The 16,183-nt window shown below is 65.2% G+C and carries 16 protein-coding genes; 14 read left to right on the top strand and 2 right to left on the bottom strand.

Annotated features, from left to right (window positions below; genetic code table 11):
- Window positions 1-16: 16 nt before the first annotated feature.
- Complete coding sequence (locus tag IVA80_RS28035) at window positions 17-949, bottom strand: LysR family transcriptional regulator (protein WP_247437684.1); 933 nt, start codon at window positions 947-949, stop codon at window positions 17-19.
- 151 nt (window positions 950-1,100) lie between these two features.
- On the opposite strand from IVA80_RS28035, the gene IVA80_RS28040 reads away from it, so the two are divergent.
- The 9 genes from IVA80_RS28040 to IVA80_RS28080 are packed head-to-tail and all read left to right on the top strand — an operon-like array spanning window position 1,101 to window position 9,896.
- Window positions 1,101-2,057 carry an N-carbamoyl-D-amino-acid hydrolase gene (locus IVA80_RS28040; RefSeq protein WP_256467541.1) on the top strand — a complete coding sequence of 319 codons (957 nt, stop codon included), beginning with the start codon at window positions 1,101-1,103 and terminating at the stop codon, window positions 2,055-2,057.
- 42 nt (window positions 2,058-2,099) lie between these two features.
- A complete protein-coding gene (locus IVA80_RS28045) occupies window positions 2,100-2,924 on the top strand; it encodes an ABC transporter substrate-binding protein (RefSeq protein WP_247437686.1) in 825 nt (274 codons plus the stop codon).
- Window positions 2,921-3,778 carry an amino acid ABC transporter permease gene (locus IVA80_RS28050; RefSeq protein WP_247437689.1) on the top strand — a complete coding sequence of 286 codons (858 nt, stop codon included), beginning with the start codon at window positions 2,921-2,923 and terminating at the stop codon, window positions 3,776-3,778. The genes IVA80_RS28045 and IVA80_RS28050 overlap by 4 nt, the downstream gene beginning before the upstream one ends.
- Window positions 3,775-4,539 carry an amino acid ABC transporter ATP-binding protein gene (locus tag IVA80_RS28055; RefSeq protein WP_247437691.1) on the top strand — a complete coding sequence of 255 codons (765 nt, stop codon included), beginning with the start codon at window positions 3,775-3,777 and terminating at the stop codon, window positions 4,537-4,539. The genes IVA80_RS28050 and IVA80_RS28055 overlap by 4 nt, the downstream gene beginning before the upstream one ends.
- Before the next feature lie 15 nt (window positions 4,540-4,554).
- Window positions 4,555-5,370 (top strand): ABC transporter substrate-binding protein, encoded by an 816-nt coding sequence (locus tag IVA80_RS28060; protein ID WP_247437694.1) that lies wholly within the window; start codon window positions 4,555-4,557, stop codon window positions 5,368-5,370.
- Window positions 5,357-6,253: a polysaccharide deacetylase gene (locus IVA80_RS28065; protein ID WP_247437697.1), complete on the top strand. Its 897-nt coding sequence runs from the start codon at window positions 5,357-5,359 to the stop codon at window positions 6,251-6,253. Before IVA80_RS28060 ends, IVA80_RS28065 begins: the two co-directional genes overlap by 14 nt.
- Entirely contained in the window at window positions 6,250-6,900 is a 651-nt protein-coding gene (locus tag IVA80_RS28070) for an aspartate/glutamate racemase family protein (protein WP_247437700.1), read from the top strand. The genes IVA80_RS28065 and IVA80_RS28070 overlap by 4 nt, the downstream gene beginning before the upstream one ends.
- A gap of 42 nt (window positions 6,901-6,942) precedes the next feature.
- On the top strand, window positions 6,943-8,526 hold the full coding sequence (locus tag IVA80_RS28075; protein ID WP_247437703.1) for an ABC transporter substrate-binding protein: 1,584 nt from the start codon (window positions 6,943-6,945) through the stop codon (window positions 8,524-8,526).
- Entirely contained in the window at window positions 8,523-9,896 is a 1,374-nt protein-coding gene (locus tag IVA80_RS28080; protein WP_247437706.1) for an amidohydrolase family protein, read from the top strand. The genes IVA80_RS28075 and IVA80_RS28080 overlap by 4 nt, the downstream gene beginning before the upstream one ends.
- A 189-nt stretch (window positions 9,897-10,085) precedes the next feature.
- Here the strand turns inward: IVA80_RS28080 and IVA80_RS28085 are convergent, their stop codons facing one another.
- The gene (locus IVA80_RS28085; protein ID WP_247437708.1) at window positions 10,086-10,985 is read right to left on the bottom strand and encodes a LysR substrate-binding domain-containing protein; all 900 of its coding nucleotides are present in this window, start codon (window positions 10,983-10,985) and stop codon (window positions 10,086-10,088) included.
- A gap of 274 nt (window positions 10,986-11,259) precedes the next feature.
- Between IVA80_RS28085 and IVA80_RS28090 the strand changes: the two genes are divergently transcribed.
- The 5 genes from IVA80_RS28090 to IVA80_RS28110 are packed head-to-tail and all read left to right on the top strand — an operon-like array spanning window position 11,260 to window position 16,178.
- Window positions 11,260-12,294 carry an ABC transporter substrate-binding protein gene (locus IVA80_RS28090; RefSeq protein WP_247437711.1) on the top strand — a complete coding sequence of 345 codons (1,035 nt, stop codon included), beginning with the start codon at window positions 11,260-11,262 and terminating at the stop codon, window positions 12,292-12,294.
- Window positions 12,295-12,317: 23 nt separating this feature from the next.
- On the top strand, window positions 12,318-13,358 hold the full coding sequence (locus IVA80_RS28095) for an ABC transporter ATP-binding protein (RefSeq protein WP_247437713.1): 1,041 nt from the start codon (window positions 12,318-12,320) through the stop codon (window positions 13,356-13,358).
- Window positions 13,355-14,230, top strand: a complete 876-nt coding sequence (locus tag IVA80_RS28100; protein WP_247437715.1) for an ABC transporter permease — start codon at window positions 13,355-13,357, stop codon at window positions 14,228-14,230. Before IVA80_RS28095 ends, IVA80_RS28100 begins: the two co-directional genes overlap by 4 nt.
- On the top strand, window positions 14,227-15,033 hold the full coding sequence (locus IVA80_RS28105) for an ABC transporter permease (protein ID WP_027570300.1): 807 nt from the start codon (window positions 14,227-14,229) through the stop codon (window positions 15,031-15,033). The genes IVA80_RS28100 and IVA80_RS28105 overlap by 4 nt, the downstream gene beginning before the upstream one ends.
- 8 nt (window positions 15,034-15,041) lie before the next feature.
- Window positions 15,042-16,178 carry an FAD-dependent oxidoreductase gene (locus IVA80_RS28110; RefSeq protein ID WP_247437718.1) on the top strand — a complete coding sequence of 379 codons (1,137 nt, stop codon included), beginning with the start codon at window positions 15,042-15,044 and terminating at the stop codon, window positions 16,176-16,178.
- The last annotated feature ends 5 nt before the right edge of the window (window positions 16,179-16,183 follow it).

A 16,183-nucleotide genomic window follows, 5' to 3' on the forward strand; every position in this document is an offset into this window, starting at 1 on the left:
GCCCTCTGGTAAAAGATTAAGCTCCGTCGCTTCCTGCACCATGTTGCTGGTGTGGCGCTGTGCGCTCCAGCAGCGCGCTCTCTTTCCGAACCTCGTTGAGAAACGCCTTGGCCAGACGCGACAGCGGCTCGGCTTCCGACCATAGCATATAGGCGACGGCGTGCGTCGTCGGGGTGAACGGCCGCACGACGAGGCCGCTGCCGTCGTTCTGCCGCGGCGAGAAGGGATCGACCACCGCGGCGCCGACGCCGGCGGCGGCGAGCACGCATGCCGTATTGCAATAACGTACCTCGACGGTCGGCCGGAACGGCGCACCGGCGCGGGCAAAGCTGTCGCGTACGGCCTCACCCAGGCGCGTGCCGCGCTCGAGCCCGATAAAGGGCAAGCCGGAGAGATCAGGGGCCGAGATCACCGGCCTGTCGGCGAGCGGATGCTGCGGCGGCAGCACGCACACCATCTCGCCGGTGTGCACCACCTCATGCGCGATGCCGGGATGATGCGTCAGCCCGAGCGCAAAGCCGAGCTCGGCGACGCGGCTTAGCACGCCTTCGATGATGCCTTCGTACCGCCGCACGTCGAAGAACACGCGCGTTTCCGGGCGGCGGCGCAGGAAGCCCGACAGCGCGGAGGGGATGATGCTGTAGGCGAGCGGCGGCGTTGCCACGATCGCGAGATGGCCGGAGCGGTTCTCGCGCAGATCGCGCACGCGGTTTTCGAGCTTGGCGTGCAGCGCGAAGATCGCGTCGCTCTCCTTGTAGAGCGCCATCGCCTCCGCGGTCGGAAACAGCCGGTTGTTGACGCGCTCGAACAGCGCGAAGCCCGCCTGCGCTTCCATCGTCTTCAGCGCGTTGCTGACCGCGGGCTGCGACAGCGCCAGTTCGTCCGCGGCCGCAACCGTGGTGCGATGGCGGATGACGGCACGCAGAATCTCGAGCTGACGCAGGTTCATATCACTGCCGGTTATACTCTGGGCCAAAACATCATAGCAGAACGAATTGATTTTGTAGCCCTGCTTCCGCGTAATGGAAGCGGATTTGTACGTCGCATCAAAGGGTTCATTCGCCCATTGAGGCAGCACTGCGCACAGATTGGAGGCAATCTTGGTTCGTGTCCTTCGCGCCGCCGCCGCACAGATGGGGCCGACGCAAAAAGCCGATACGCGCGAGCATACGCTTGGGCGAATGCTCGACCTGCTGGAGGGGGCGGCGGGCCGCGGTGCCAGCCTCGTGGTCTTTCCCGAGCTTGCTTTCACCACCTTCTTTCCGCGCTGGCTGCTCGAAGGCGAAGCGCTCGACCACTATTTCGAGCGCGGCATGCCGAACCCGGCCGTGGCGAAGCTGTTCGACCGTGCACGCGCGCTGCGCGTCGGCTTCTATGTCGGTTATGCCGAGCTGACCCAGGATGGCCGCCGCTACAACTGCGCCATCCTGGTCGATCGGGACGGCGAGCTGCTCGGCCGCTATCGCAAAGTGCATCTGCCGGGCTCTGTCGAGCCGCGTCCGGGCGCGCGCTACCAGCAGCTCGAGAAGCGCTATTTCGAATATGGCGATCTCGGCTTCCCCGCCTTCCGCGCGGGCTCGGCCTGGGCCCACGCGATCATGGGCATGATGATCTGCAACGATCGCCGCTGGCCGGAATCCTGGCGCGTGCTCGGCCTGCAAGGCGTCGAGCTCGTCTGCATCGGCTACAATTCGGCGGCCTATGATCCCAACGGCGGCGTCACCGAAGACGCGTCCTTGCGCACCTTCCACTCGACGCTGGTGACGCAGGCCAACGCCTACATGAACGCGACCTGGGCGATCTCGGTGGCGAAGGCGGGCGAGGAGGACGGCTCCGGGCTGATCGGCGGCTCCTGCATCGTCGATCCCAATGGCCGCATCGTCGCGCAGGCTGCGACGCTGACCGACGAAGTGATCGTCGCCGACATCGACCTCGACCTCTGCCGCCAGGGCAAGGACAAGATGTTCAACTTCGCCGCCCATCGGCGGCCGGAGCAATATCGGGTGATCTCCGAACGCGCCGGCGTGGTCGAGCCGGCCGTTCTCGACGCGGACTGACCATGGCACGGCGCTGGCAAAGGGATTGGCAAAGGAGCTGACATGACACGCCTCTCGCATTTCCTCGGGTTTGCAGCGTTGGCTGCCGTGACGTCCGCGCAGGCGGCCGAGCTTCCGGCGGAGATCAAGCAGGCGGGCACGTTGAAGCTCACGGTCAACTCCACCTACGCGCCGATGGAATATCGCGATCCCGCAACCAGCGAGCTGGTCGGGCTCGACATCGATCTGGCGGGCGAGCTCGCCAAGCGGCTCGGCGTGAAGATCGTCTGGAGCGAGACGCCGTTCGCCGAGCTGATCCCCTCGCTCCAGACCAGGCGCGCCGATTTCATCATCTCCGGCATCTCGGACCGTGCCTCGCGGCGCGAGACCGCCGATTTCGTCGACTATCTGGCGACAGGGCCGCAGTTCTTCGTGATGGCGGAGAACGAGGCCAAGGCCGCATCCGATCTCTGCGGCAAAAAGATCGGCACCACGCGCAGCACCAGCTTCCCGGTCGAGATCGAGAAGTGGAGCAAGCAGAATTGCGAGCCGGCCGGCAAGCCCGCTATCCAGTACGTCCCCGGCGAGAACTCGATCGACGTCCGCAACCAGCTCAAGCAGGGCCGCATCGATGCCGCCGTGCAGGGCAGCGAGACGCTGCCTTATGCGCAAACGCAGGAGCCCGGCAAATACCGCGTCGTCGGCGAGCCCTTCGCCAAGGGTTATCAGGGCATCATGTTCCGCAAGGACGATACGGCCTTGCGGGAGGTCGTGACCGAAAAGCTCGCCGCCATGATCGCCGACGGCTCCTACAAGGCCGTTCTCGACAAATGGGGCCTCGGCGCGAATGCGGTGGCCCAGCCCATGCTGAACGCGGCGTCGCAATGAAGCCGGCGCCGGCACTCGCGGAGGGTTTCCCCGATCTGTCGGGAATGCGGATCGTGCGCGAGCCGCACTGGTTTCGCTGGCTCAGCGCGGCCCTGATCGTCCTCGTGCTGGCCGCCATCGTGCGCGCCTTCGCCGGCGGACAGATCGAATGGTCCTATGTCAGCCGCTTCCTGACCGCCAAAGTCATCCTCGAAGGCATCGTCAACACCATGGTGATGGCGGTGCTGGCGATGGCGCTCGGCATCTTTCTCGGCGTCGTCGTCGCGATCATGCGGCTGTCGCCCAACCCGGTGCTGAAGACTGTGGCGGCCGGCTACACATGGTTGTTCCGCGGCACACCGCTGATCCTGCAGCTGCTGCTCTGGTTCAATCTCGCGCTGGTATTCCCGACCATTGGCATTCCCGGCCTGTGGAGTGCGCGCGCCGTCGATGTCATGACACCGTTCCTTGCCGCGCTGCTCGGGCTCGGCATCAACCAGGGCGCTTACACCTCCGAGGTGATGCGCGCCGGCATGCTTTCGGTCGACATCGGGCAGTATGAGGCGGCGCAGGCGATCGGCATGGGACGGCTGCGCGCGCTGCGCCGGATCATCCTGCCGCAGGCGATGCGCGTGGTGATCCCGCCGCTCGGCAACGAGTTCATCGGCATGGTGAAGGCGACCTCGCTCGCCAGCGTGATTCAGTATCCGGAACTGCTGCACAACGCGGAGAACATCTATTACGCCAATTCCCGCGTGATCGAGCTCCTGATCGTCGCCGGGCTCTGGTACCTGCTCGTGGTCTCGGTCCTGACGCCGCTCCAGATGCTGCTCGAACGCCGTTTTGCCCGCGGCACATTGCAGTTCGCCCGATGACAAAACCCCTCGTCGCGATCCGCTCCGTCAGCAAGAACTTTGGCGAGTTTCAGGCTCTCAAAAACGTCTCGCTCGACGTCTGGCCCGGAGAGGTGATGTGTCTGATCGGCGCCTCCGGCTCGGGCAAGACGACACTGCTCCGCTGCATCAACCAGCTCACCGCGATCGATGCCGGCGGAATCTGGCTCGATGGCGAGCTGTTAGGCGTGCGCGAGCAGGGCGGGCGGCTCTACCGCCTCACCGAGCGGGAAATCGGGCGGCAGCGGCTGAAGACCGGCATGGTGTTCCAGCGCTTTAACCTGTTTCCGCACAGGACGGCATTGGAGAATATCACCGAAGGCCCGCTCCAGGTGCAGGGCCGCAAATCCGACGAGGTGCGCGCCGAAGCCGTCGAGCTGCTGCGCCGTGTCGGACTGTCCGCCAAGGCGGACTCGTATCCCGCACAGCTCTCCGGCGGCCAGCAGCAGCGCGTGGCGATTGCCCGCGCGCTCGCGATGAAGCCGATGCTGATGCTGTTCGACGAACCGACCAGCGCGCTCGATCCCGAGCTGGTCGGCGAAGTGCTTGCCGTTATGAAGGAGCTGGCGCAGAGCGGCATGACCATGATGGTGGTGACGCACGAGCTCGGCTTCGCGCGCGAGGTCGCCGACCGCGTCGTCTACATGGACCAGGGCGCGATCGTCGAGCAGGGGCGCGCCTTCGACGTATTGGGTGCGCCGCGCGAGGAGCGCACCAGGGCATTTCTTTCGGCAGTGATCTGATATGGGGGCGTGTTGATGAAGATATTTGTGGTTGCGGCGGCGCTTATTGGCGCCATGAGTGTTTCGGCAGTAGCGATCGAGCTGCCGGCGGAGATCAGTAAGCGCGGCAGCATCAAGATGGCGTTGGTGCCGAACTATCCGCCGATGGAGTTCCGCGATCCCGCCACCAACGCGCTCACGGGCTTCGACATCGAGCTCGGCGAGGCGCTCGGCCGCAAGCTCGGCGTCAAGATCGAATGGCAGGAGACGAGTTTCGCCGAGTTCATGCCGTCGATCACGACCGGACGGGTGGACGCCATCCTGTCTGGCTTCACCGACTATGCGAGCCGGCACGAGATCGCGTCCTTCGTCGACTATTTGCGCAGCGGTCCGCAGTTCTTCGTGCAGCAGTCGCGCAAGGCAGAGTTCAAGGACGCGGCCGCGCTCTGCGGCAAGAAGGTCGGCGCCAGCCGCCGCACCATGTTCCCGGCGCAGATCGCGGCCTGGAGCGAGAAGAATTGCGGCACCAATCCGATCCAGTTCGTCGGCACCGACGGATCGGCCGATGCCCGCACCCAGCTCAGGCAGGGAAGGATCGACGCCGCCGCCCAGGGCAACGAGACGCTGCCCTACATCATGGACCTCGAGCCCGGCACCTATGCGGCCGTAGGCGAGCCCATCGCGCAGCAATTCACCGGCATAGCTCTGCCGGTCAAGGAAAAGGCGCTGCAGCAGGCGATGCTGGAGGCGGTCGATGCGCTGATCGCGGACGGCACCTACCGTACCCTGCTCGCCAAGTGGAAACTGACAGACAACGCACTCGAGAAGGCGACCATCAATGCTGGACAGTAAGGCACTTCAGAGCATCCCGCTTGTCCCGGCCAACACCGCGGATCCCGCACCGGAATATCCCTGGCCGCAGCCGTACAAATCGGCGATGTTCCTCTCCTTCGACGTCGACGCGGAAAGTGCGTGGACCAGCAAGGATGCGGTTCACGCGCAGCGGCTCATCACCATGAGCTATGGCGGCTACGAGGCGCGCGTCGGTACGCCGAAACTTCTGGAGCTACTCGACCAGCTCGACCTCAAGGCGACCTTCTTCGTCACGGGATGGTCGGTCGATGCGCATCCGGCGATGGGGGAATCGATTCTCAAAGCTGGCCATGAGATCGGCCATCACGGTTATCACCATCTCTTGCCTGATCCCGGTGATCCCTGGATCGAGGAGGAGCTGGAGCGTGGCTTCGAGGCGCTGAAGCGCCGGCTCGGCGTTACGCCGACCGGCTATCGCGCGCCTTACGGCGAGTTTACCGAAGAGCTGCGGATGGCACTGGTGCGCCATGGCATCGTCTACACGTCCTCCTTCCGCGACGACGTGCGGCCCTATCGCCATCGCCTCGCCGACGGCAAGCCCGGCACGATCGAGCTACCGGTGACGGCGAGCTATGACGACTGGATGCACGGCCTCTCCGCGCGCTTCAGCCCGCGTTCGATCTTCCCCAAGGAGCATGTGCTTTCGATCTGGAAGGACGAACTGGACGAAGTGCGCGATTGGGGCGCGATGGTGACGACCGTGTTGCACCCGCAATGCAGCGGCCGTCCGATGCGGCTGCGCCTGCTGCGCGAGTTCCTGACCTACGCAAAGTCATGCCCGGATGTCTGGATCACGACTGGCGAGAAGATCGCGGAAAACTTCCTGCGCCACGAGGCTGGCAACCGCCAGGCAGCGCCATGACCCGCATCCTCGTCATTAATCCCAACTCCTCCGCATCGGTGACGGCGGCGATCGATGACGCGATCGCGCCGCTCAGGATCACCGGTGGGCCGAAGATCGAAGTGGTCGGCCTTGCCGAGGGACCATCCGGCATCAGCTCGCAGCGCGACGCCGACAGCGTCGTGATGCCGCTGGTCAACCGCGTTGCCCGCGACAATGCGGATGCTTTCGTGCTTGCCTGCTTCAGCGATCCCGGCCTGCATGCGGTGCGCGAGGCGGCCGGCGGGCGCCCGGTGCTGGGGATCGCCGAATGCGGCATTTTTCGCGCGCTGATGCTGGGCGAACGTTTCGGCGTCATCGCACTGTCGCCGTCGAGCATCCGCCGCCAGCAGCGCATGGCGCGGGTGATGGGTGTCGACAGCCGATACGCCGGAAGCTGGTCGGTCGGTGCGAGCGCGGCGGAGACGGCAGGCGCTGACATCCGCGGCCGGTTGATCGAAGCCGGCCGCGCGCTGGTCACGCAATGCCGCGCCGACGTCGTGGTGATGGGCTGCGCCGGCATTGCCTCGCACCGCGCAGCAATTGCGGATGCGATCGGCGTGCCCGTGATCGAACCGGCGCAGCAGGCCGTCGCTGCCGCGATCGGTGCGGTCTTGTTGAACACGTGAGAGACGAATGATGCAATTCGATCTCGTCAGGAGCTCCTTATAATGCCTATCTCCCGCCGTTCGCTCCTCAAGGCCGCCGCCGCAATGCCGGCGCTGTCATTCCCGGGCATCGTCCGCGCCGAATCCCAGACCACGCTGCGCTTCATTCCGGTGATCGACCTCGCCTTCGTCGATCCGATCTACTCGACCGCGCAGGTGTCGCGAAACCACGGCTTCATGGTTTACGACACGCTCTATGGCATGAGTTCTTCGCTTCAGGTCTCGCCGCAGATGCTGTCTGGCCACGCCATCTCCGGTGACGGCCTGCAATGGGACCTTACGCTGCGCGACGGCCTGTTCTGGCATGATGGCGAGCGCGTGCTCGCCCGCGACTGCGTCGCGAGCATCCGGCGCTGGGCCGCGCGCGACGGTTTTGGCGGCGAGCTGATGGAGGCGACCGCCGAACTCTCGGCCGCCGATGACCGCACCATCCGCTTCCGCCTCAAGCGCCCGTTCCCGCTGCTGCCGCAGGCGCTCGGCAAGGCCGCGATCAATGCCTGCTTCATGATGCCGGAGCGGCTGGCGAGCCAGGATCCATTCAAGCCGCTGACCGAAGTGATCGGCAGCGGTCCGTTCCGCTACCTCGCCGACGAGCGCGTGCAGGGCGCGCGCAACGCCTACGCCAAGTTCGAGCGTTACCAGCCGCGCACCGACGGCAAGCCGGACTGGACCGCGGGACCGAAGATCGTGCATTACGACCGCGTGGTCTGGACCACCACGCCTGACGCCGGCACCGGCGTCGCCGCGCTCCAGACCGGCGAGCAGGACTGGCAGGAGACCACGCCGCATGATCTGCTGCCGGTGATCAAGGCCGCCGGCGACATCGAGACGCGAATCCTCGATCCCCGGGGTTATGCCTGCATGCTGCGCCTCAATCATCTTCAGCCGCCGTTCGACAATCCTGCCGTTCGCCGTGCTCTGCTCGGTGCGATCGATCAGTCCTCGTTCATGACCGCGGTGGCCGGTACCGATCCGAACTTCCAGGTCTCGCCGATCGGCTATTTCGCGCCGAATACGCCGATGGCGAGCGAGGTCGGCCTCGACGTGTTTCGCGGTCCGCGCGACTACGCCAAGGTCAAGGCCGCATTGAAAGCCGCCGGCTACAACGGCGAGAAGATCGTGGTGCTCGTCCCCACCAACTCACTGGCGCAGAAGCCGCTCGGCGAGATCGCCGTCGACAGCCTGCGCAAGGCTGGCATGAACGTCGAATATGCCGGGCTCGATTTCGCTGTCGTGTTGCAGCGTCAGCTCAAGAAGGACCCGATCGGGCAGGGCGGCTGGAGCGCTGCTGTCGGCAATTGGCAGGGCATCGACTGGCTCAATCCGGCCGGCAACACCAACATCCGCGGCGAGGGCAAGGTCGCCGGCTGGTATGCGAGCGAGAAGATGGCCGGCCTGCGCAGCCAGTGGCTGGCGGCCTCCGAGCTCGCGGAGCAGCAGCGCATCTGCCGCCAGATCCAGGCGGTGGCTTTCCAGGAAATCCCTTATATTCCGATCGGGCTGTACAAGCAGCCGACCGCCTATCGCAAAGCCATCACCGGCATTCTCGACGGCACCGCCGTCTTCTGGAACGTACGTCCCGCATGAGCACGATCGCAATTTTCGGCAGCTATGTGCTGTCACGCAAGAACGGCGCGCAGGACGTGTTGCGCGACCATTGGGTTCTGGTCGAAGGCAAGACAATCGCCGCGGTCACGCGCGACAAGCCGCAGGCCGACGAGGTGCATGACCGTCCCGGCCGATTCGTTCTGCCGGGCCTCCTCAACCTGCATAATCACTGTTTCTCTGAAGCAGTAGCGCGCAGTCACACCGAGGACGGTAACGGTCGCCGCAACAACCAGAGCATCGTCTACACGGTGCTTTTGCCGCTGACCAAGCGCGGCGCTGATCTGCTGTCGGCTGAAGAGCGCATGGCGGTCGCGCGGCTCGGCATCCTTCAACTCCTGAAAGGCGGCGCCACCACGGTGATGGAGCCGTTCCGGAACTCGATCCCCGAGATGTTCGACGCCGCCGAGGAGATGGGCATTCGCTTCTATGGCGCGCCCTATCTGTTCTCGACCTCCGACGCCAAGGCCGGCCCTGACGGCGTGGTCCACTATGCCGGCGACGACGGCACCGCCGACATGGCGACATGGGATGCGCTCTACCGGCGCTGGAATAATCGTGGCGACGGTCGCATCAGCCTTGCGATGAGCCCGCATGCCACCGACACCTGCGGCCCCGATCTATTGAAGGCCTGCGCCGCGCGGGCGCGCGAGCTTGGCGTGCCAATCACGACGCATATGGCGCAGAGCCGCGCCGAGGTCGAGACCATCGGCAAGCGCTATGGCGGCCGCACGCCGGCGCAATATCTCGACTGGCTGGGCCTGCTGGCGCCCGATCTGATGGCGGCGCACTGCATGTTCAGCAGCGACGACGATCTCAAGCTGATGGCGGCGCGCGGCATGACGGTTCTGAATTGCCCGCGCGTGTTCGCGCGCGCCGGCGTCACCGCCGCGTTCAGCCGGTTTGCGGAGCACGGTGTGCGCACGGTGGTCGGCACCGACGGCTACAACATGGACCTGCTCGGCGAGCTCAATGCCGCCTCGCTGATCTCCAAGATCACCTCAGCGCGCGCCGATGTCGCGAACTCGCCCGAGCTGATCGAGGCGAACACGGCAATCGCCGCCGACGTGATCAAGCGGCCTGACCTCGGGCGGATCGAGCCGGGCGCGACCGCCGATCTCACCGTCGTCGATCTCACTCATCCGCATCTTCAGCCGCTGTTCGATCCGCGCCGCGCGCTGATCGCGCTCGCCAACCGCGCCAATATCGATCAGGTCATGGTCGACGGCCGCATGCTGATCGATGCCGGGCGTTATCTCGCCGCTGACGAAGCGGCAATCACCGCAGCCGGCAACGCCGCGATCGGCAAGATCTGGGATTTGCCGGAGGCACAGGCCGCATTCAACGGCTGAGCGCCGCTTTGCCACGACGACGGTGCGCTCCCTCTCCCGCTTGCGGGGGAGGGCTGAGGTGGGGGTGTTTCCGCATTGGGGCGCTCCCCCTATGGAGAGAGCCCCCACCCGGCGCTTCGCGCCGACCTCCCCGCAAGCGGGAGAGGTTGCAGCGAGCCCGTGGCGAAATCGCTTCAACCCAAACGCGTTCTAATCCTCAAACTCGGCGAGCGCCTTGCGCATGGTCTCGACCAGATCCAGCGCCACCGGCGAGGGGCTTCGCTGCGCCGGAAAAACCGCGGAGAATTCGAAGTCGATGCGCGGCAGGAAGCGGCGCACGACGACGCCGCGGGTGGAAAATTCCTGTGCGGTGAAGGGATCGCAGATCGCGACGCCAAGCCCCGACGAGACCATGCCGCACATGATCTCCGACAGCGCGGTCTCGACCCGCAGCACGCGGCGGACATCGTGACGGTGGAAGATCTGGTCGACGAGGTGCCGGCTCGACGATCCCGCCGACAGCGAGATGAAGGTCTCGCCCTCGAAATCGCGAGGCTGCAAAACTTCCTTTTCCGTGAGGCGATGGCCTGTCGGCAGCACCGCGACGCGCGCCGGTGCCGGCAGCTTCTGGCTCGGCAGGCCGGAATGCGCGATCGGCACCTCGGCAAATCCGACATCGCATTGATTGTTCAGCACCCAGTCGACCACGATCGGCGAGATCACGCCGAAGAAGGCGAGGTTGAGGTTCGGCCGCTCCTTCAGGAAGTGGCCAGTGAGCCGCGGCAGATAACCGTTCGACAGCGCCGGAAGTGCTGCGATCCGCAGCGAGCCGGTGCGGCGGCCGCGGATTTCCTCGGCCGCCGCGGTGATGCGTTCGAGGCCGACGAAGGAGCGCTCCACTTCAGTATAGAGCGCCATCGCTGCGGCAGTCGGTACCAGCCCGGTGCCGCGCCGCTCGAACAGCTCCATCTTCAAGAGCGCCTGGAGGTCGCGCAGCAGCCGGCTGACCGCAGGCTGCGTCACCTTCATCAGCGCCGCCGCCTCGGTCACGCTGCCCGTGAGCATCGTCGCGCGGAAGGCCTCTACCTGCCGCGAATTGATCCGGCCCATACCCAATTCCATCCATAACATTTAGGCATGCAGAAGGTGCCATTATTCATTGGACGATGGAAGCCAGGGTTTGCGATCTTTTTCATCAGGACTGGAGACAGCCCGCTTTTTCGGCAGATTGGAGGGGTTCAACCTCCGGATCGCGCCAAAATCCGCGAGCAGGGGCCGGAGCCCTGATCGGAGAGGGGTTTGCGCGGAAGAAAATGCGGAAGGCGCTTCAGCCAGCGAGACTCGTCGGCACGTCATCTCATTCCGGTATTGGAGATCGGTCCATATGAAGACTTTTCGCCTTCTGACAGCGGTCAGCATCGCGGCGCTCATTGCCGCCCCGTCGGCCGTCTCGGCCCAGCAGAAAACGCTCTATGTCGCCGGCTATGGCGGCTCGTTCGAGAAGACCATCCGCGACGAGGTGATCCCGGCCTTCGAGAAGGAGAACGGCGTCAAGGTCGAGTACGTCGCCGGCAACTCCACCGACACGCTGGCAAAGCTGCAGGCGCAGAAGGGCAACCAGCAGATCGACGTCGCCATCGTCGACGACGGCCCGATGTACCAGGCGATCCAACTCGGCTTCTGCGGCAAGCTCGAAGGTGTTCCCGCCGATCTCTACGACACCGCCCGCTTCAAGGACGATCGCGCGGTCGCGATCGGCATCGTCGCCACCGGCCTGATGTACAACACCAAGGTGTTCGCGGAGAAAGGCTGGGCGCCGCCGACCTCCTGGAACGACCTGAAGGACACGAAATACGCCAAGCAGCTCGTGATCCCGCCGATCAACAACACCTATGGTCTCGAAGCGCTGGTGATGCTGTCGAAGATGAACGGCGGCGGCGAGTCCAATGTCGATTCCGGCTTCAAGATCTTCAAGGAGCAGATCAATCCGAACGTGCTGGCCTACGAGCCGTCGCCGGGCAAGATGACCGAGCTGTTCCAGTCCGGTCAGGCCGTGATCGCGGTGTGGGGCACCGGCCGCGTGCAGAGCTTTGCCAACACTGGTTTCCCCGTCGACTTCGTCTATCCGAAGGAAGGTGCGGCGACGCTGCTGACGACAGCGTGCCCGATCGCCAAGCCGAACGCTTCGCCGCTCGCATCCAACTTCGTCAAGATGCTGCTCGATCCCAAGATCCAGCTCGTGATGCTGAAGGACTATGGCTACGGCCCGGTGCTGAAATCGCTGGTGGTGCCGCCGGAGCTCGGCAAGATGGCGCCGCTCGGCGAGCGCGCGGCAAAGCTCTATAATCCGGACTGGACTGTCATCAACGAGAAGCGCGAGGAGTGGACCAAGCGCTGGAACCGTGAGGTCGAGCGCTGATCGGTCATAGCGGAGACAGTGCCATGGCCTATCTCGAGCTCGAAGGGGTCGCCAAGCAATTCGGAGCGCAGACTGTCGTCGACGACTTCAGTCTCGCGGTGGGGAAGGGGGAGTTCATCTCCTTCCTTGGCCCCTCCGGCTGCGGCAAGACAACGACCCTGCAGATGATCGCTGGTTTCCTCGATCCCACCCGCGGCGCGATCCGACTGGAGGGCAAGGACCTGGCCGCGATCCATCCGGCCAAGCGCGGGCTCGGCATCGTGTTCCAGAGCTACGCGCTGTTTCCGCACATGACGGCGGCGGAGAACGTCGCGTTCGGCCTCGAGATGCGCAATGTGCCGCGCGGCGAGCGGGCCGAGCGCGTCCGCGCCGCGCTCGCGATGGTCGGCCTCGCCGGCTTCGAGGACCGTCATCCCCGCCGCATGTCCGGCGGCCAGCAGCAGCGCGTGGCGCTGGCGCGCGCGCTGGTGATCAAGCCGAGCGTGCTGCTGCTCGACGAGCCGTTGTCCAATCTCGACGCAAAACTGCGCGAGGAGATGCAGATCGAGCTGCGGCAGATCCAGCGCACCATCGGCACCACCACGATCCTGGTCACCCACGACCAGAACGAGGCGATGTCGCTGTCCGACCGCATCGTGGTGATGAGCCAGGGCCGCATCGAGCAGATCGGCACGCCTCAAGAGACCTATGAGAAGCCAGCTTCGGCCTTCGTCTCGCAGTTTTTGGGCAAGACCAACGACTTTGCCGCGACGATCGATCGGGCGAGTGCGCCTGCGCGATTGATCGCCGGCTCGTGGAGCGCGCCTGCGCCTGCCGGGCTCAGCGGTCCTGTAACGATCAGTATTCGCCCTGAGCGGATCGGCTTCGGCGATGCGGGGCTCAGCGCGAAAATCATCACGCGCATTTTCCAGGGCAATCACTGGCTGTTCCAGTGCGAGAGTGAATGCGGCCCGGCGATCGTGATCCGTCAGAATGACGGCGAGAGGCAGCCCGCCGAAGGCGAGGCGGTTCGCCTCAGCTGGCGACCGGAGGACATGAGCGTCCGCGGCGGAGCTGCTGCATGAGCGCGGCCGCCGAGGAACGAAACGCACGCGCGCCGTGGGCGCTCACCGCGCCCGCCTTGATGCTGTTCGTTGGCGTGCTGCTGATACCGCTGGCGATGACTGTGATGCTGTCGTTCCACGATTGGGGCCAGTACAAAGGCATCGAGCCGGTCTTCATTCTGAAGAACTGGCACGAGATCGCGACCGATCCCTATTACGCCGAGATGTTCTGGCGGACGTTTCGCATCGCGGTCCTGACCACGCTGCTCACCGCAGTGCTCGGCGCACCCGAAGCCTACATCCTCAACCGCATGAGCGGCCGCTGGAAGAGCTTTTTCCTACTGGTCATCCTCGGGCCGCTGCTGATCTCCGTGGTGGCGCGCACGCTCGGCTGGGCGCTGCTGTTCGGCGGCAATAACGGTCTCGTCAACAAGCTCCTGATGTCGGCCGGGCTGATCCGCTTCCCCATTCCCTTCATGTTCACCGAAACAGGCATGGTGATCGCGCTCGCGCATGTGATGATGCCGTTCATGGTGCTGTCGGTATGGGCCGCACTCCAGCGGCTCAACCCGCAGATCGAGAATGCCGCGATGTCCCTCGGCGCAGGCCCCGTGACCATCATCCGCCGCATCATCATGCCGCAGATCATGCCGGGCGTGCTGTCGGGCGCGATCATCGTTTTCTCGCTCTCGGCCAGTGCCTTCGCGACACCCGCGATCATCGGCGGCCGCCGGCTCAAGGTCGCGGCGACGCTGGCCTATGACGAATTCCTCAACACGCTGAACTGGCCGCTCGGTGCCGCGGTCGCAACGCTTCTGCTGGTCGCGCTGGTGCTGATCGTCGTCGGCAGCAACGCGCTGATCGAGCGGCGCTATGCGGAGGTGTTCCGATGAGCCGGAACGGCCCGCTCGCGCTGATCTTCCACACCATCTTCGTCATCGTCATGGTGGCGCCGATCCTGGTGGTCTGCCTCGTCGCCTTCACGCCCGAAGGCTTTTTGTCGCTGCCGACCAATGGCTTCTCGCTGCGCTGGTTCAGGGCGATCGCAAATTATCCGGAATTCGTCCACGCGTTCTGGGTCAGCCTCGGGCTGGGCGCGCTCTCATCTTTCGTGGCGCTGTTGTTCGCGGTGCCGGCGGCGCTGGCGATCGCGCGCTATCGTTTCCGCGGTCGAGACGCACTGGCGGCACTGTTCCTGTCGCCGCTGATGATCCCGCACGTCGTGCTCGGCATCGCCTTCCTGCGCTTCTTCACCTCGGCTGGGCTCGGCGGCAGCTTTGCGGCGCTGATCATCGCGCATGTCATCATCGTGTTTCCGTTCGCGCTGCGGCTGACGCTGGCGGCAGCAACCGGCATGGACCTCTCGGTTGAGATGGCGGCGGTGTCGCTAGGCGCCGGCGGCTGGACGCTGTTCCGCCGCGTCACGCTGCCGCTGATCTTGCCCGGCGTCATCAGCGGCTGGGCGCTCGCCTTCATCCAGTCCTTCGACGATCTGACCATGACCGTCTTCCTTGCGGCACCCGGCACCGAGACGTTGCCGGTGCGCATGTTCCTCTACATCCAGGACAACATTGATCCGCTGGTGACGTCGGTCTCGGCCTGCGTGATCGCGATCACCATGACCGCCCTCATTCTGCTCGACCGCTTCTACGGGCTCGACCGTGTGCTCGCCGGCAAGGGCGATACGGGACGATAGGAGAATCTATGCGAACGGATTACGACGTCGCCGTCGTCGGCGGCGGACTGCTCGGCTCCGCCATTGCGTGGGGCCTCGGCCGGCTCGGCAAGAGCGTGGCCGTGCTCGACGAGGGTGACATCAGCAAGCGCGCCTCGCGCGCGAATTTTGCGCTGGTCTGGGTGCAGAGCAAAGGGCTCGGCATGCCGGCCTATACGGTCTGGACCGTGCAGGCGTCGCAAGCATGGGGCCGGCTCGCCTCTGAGCTGAAGCAGCAGACCGGGCTCGATGTGGCACTCCAGCAGAATGGCGGCTTTCATCTCACCCTCGGCGAAGATGAGTTCGGCCAGCGCACCGATCTGGTCAAGCGCATGCACAACCAGACCGGTGCGGCCGATTACAAGATGGAGATGCTTTCCGCATCCGAGGTGAAGAAGTCGCTGCCGCTGATCGGGCCCGAGGTCTCCGGCGGCAGTTTTTGTCCGCTCGACGGCCACGTCAATTCGCTGCGCACGTTCCGCGCGTTCCACACCGGCTTCAAGGAATTCGGCATCGAGTATTTCCCGGAGCGTCCGGTCTCGGCAATCAGCAAGAGCGGCGGCGAATTCCGCCTGACCACGCCGAAGGGTGAGCTGCGCGCCGCCAAGATCGTGCTCGCTGCCGGCAATGCCAACCAGACGCTGGCGCCAATGGTCGGCCTCTACGCGCCGATGGGCCCGACCCGCGGCCAGATCGTGGTGACCGAGCGCACCATGCCGTTCCTGCCGCATCCGCTGACCACGATCCGCCAGACCGACGAGGGCACGGTGATGATTGGCGACAGCAAGGAGGACGAGCTCGACGATCGCACGCTGAAGCACTCGATCAGCGCGGTGATGACGGACCGCGCGCAGCGGATGTTTCCGCATCTGGCGCGGCTCAACGTGGTCCGGAGCTGGGCCGGCATCCGCGTCATGCCGCAGGACGGCTTTCCGATCTACGACCAGTCAGAGACGCATCCCGGCGCCTTCGTCGCCTGCTGCCATTCCGGCGTGACGCTGGCCTCCAACCACGCTTTCGAGATCGCGCGCATGGTTGCGCAAGGCGCACTCGAGGCGGAGCTGGTCGGCGCGTTCTCGGCGAGCCGCTTCGGCGCCGCGGGCGCGGCCAACAACAGCGGCTACTAGGGATA

Source organism: Bradyrhizobium sp. 139, assembly GCF_023074175.1.
In the GTDB taxonomy this organism is placed as follows: domain Bacteria; phylum Pseudomonadota; class Alphaproteobacteria; order Rhizobiales; family Xanthobacteraceae; genus Bradyrhizobium.

Excerpts from the sequence above, each read along its gene's own strand:
- IVA80_RS28035 (WP_247437684.1), bottom strand. The coding sequence starts at position 949 with ATGAACCTGCGTCAGCTCGAGATTCTGCGTGCCGTCATCCGCCATCGC.
- IVA80_RS28045 (WP_247437686.1), top strand. The coding sequence starts at position 2,100 with ATGACACGCCTCTCGCATTTCCTCGGGTTTGCAGCGTTGGCTGCCGTG.
- IVA80_RS28050 (WP_247437689.1), top strand. The coding sequence starts at position 2,921 with ATGAAGCCGGCGCCGGCACTCGCGGAGGGTTTCCCCGATCTGTCGGGA.
- IVA80_RS28055 (WP_247437691.1), top strand. The coding sequence starts at position 3,775 with ATGACAAAACCCCTCGTCGCGATCCGCTCCGTCAGCAAGAACTTTGGC.
- IVA80_RS28060 (WP_247437694.1), top strand. The coding sequence starts at position 4,555 with ATGAAGATATTTGTGGTTGCGGCGGCGCTTATTGGCGCCATGAGTGTT.
- IVA80_RS28065 (WP_247437697.1), top strand. The coding sequence starts at position 5,357 with ATGCTGGACAGTAAGGCACTTCAGAGCATCCCGCTTGTCCCGGCCAAC.
- IVA80_RS28070 (WP_247437700.1), top strand. The coding sequence starts at position 6,250 with ATGACCCGCATCCTCGTCATTAATCCCAACTCCTCCGCATCGGTGACG.
- IVA80_RS28075 (WP_247437703.1), top strand. The coding sequence starts at position 6,943 with ATGCCTATCTCCCGCCGTTCGCTCCTCAAGGCCGCCGCCGCAATGCCG.
- IVA80_RS28080 (WP_247437706.1), top strand. The coding sequence starts at position 8,523 with ATGAGCACGATCGCAATTTTCGGCAGCTATGTGCTGTCACGCAAGAAC.
- IVA80_RS28085 (WP_247437708.1), bottom strand. The coding sequence starts at position 10,985 with ATGGGCCGGATCAATTCGCGGCAGGTAGAGGCCTTCCGCGCGACGATG.
- IVA80_RS28090 (WP_247437711.1), top strand. The coding sequence starts at position 11,260 with ATGAAGACTTTTCGCCTTCTGACAGCGGTCAGCATCGCGGCGCTCATT.
- IVA80_RS28095 (WP_247437713.1), top strand. The coding sequence starts at position 12,318 with ATGGCCTATCTCGAGCTCGAAGGGGTCGCCAAGCAATTCGGAGCGCAG.
- IVA80_RS28100 (WP_247437715.1), top strand. The coding sequence starts at position 13,355 with ATGAGCGCGGCCGCCGAGGAACGAAACGCACGCGCGCCGTGGGCGCTC.
- IVA80_RS28105 (WP_027570300.1), top strand. The coding sequence starts at position 14,227 with ATGAGCCGGAACGGCCCGCTCGCGCTGATCTTCCACACCATCTTCGTC.
- IVA80_RS28110 (WP_247437718.1), top strand. The coding sequence starts at position 15,042 with ATGCGAACGGATTACGACGTCGCCGTCGTCGGCGGCGGACTGCTCGGC.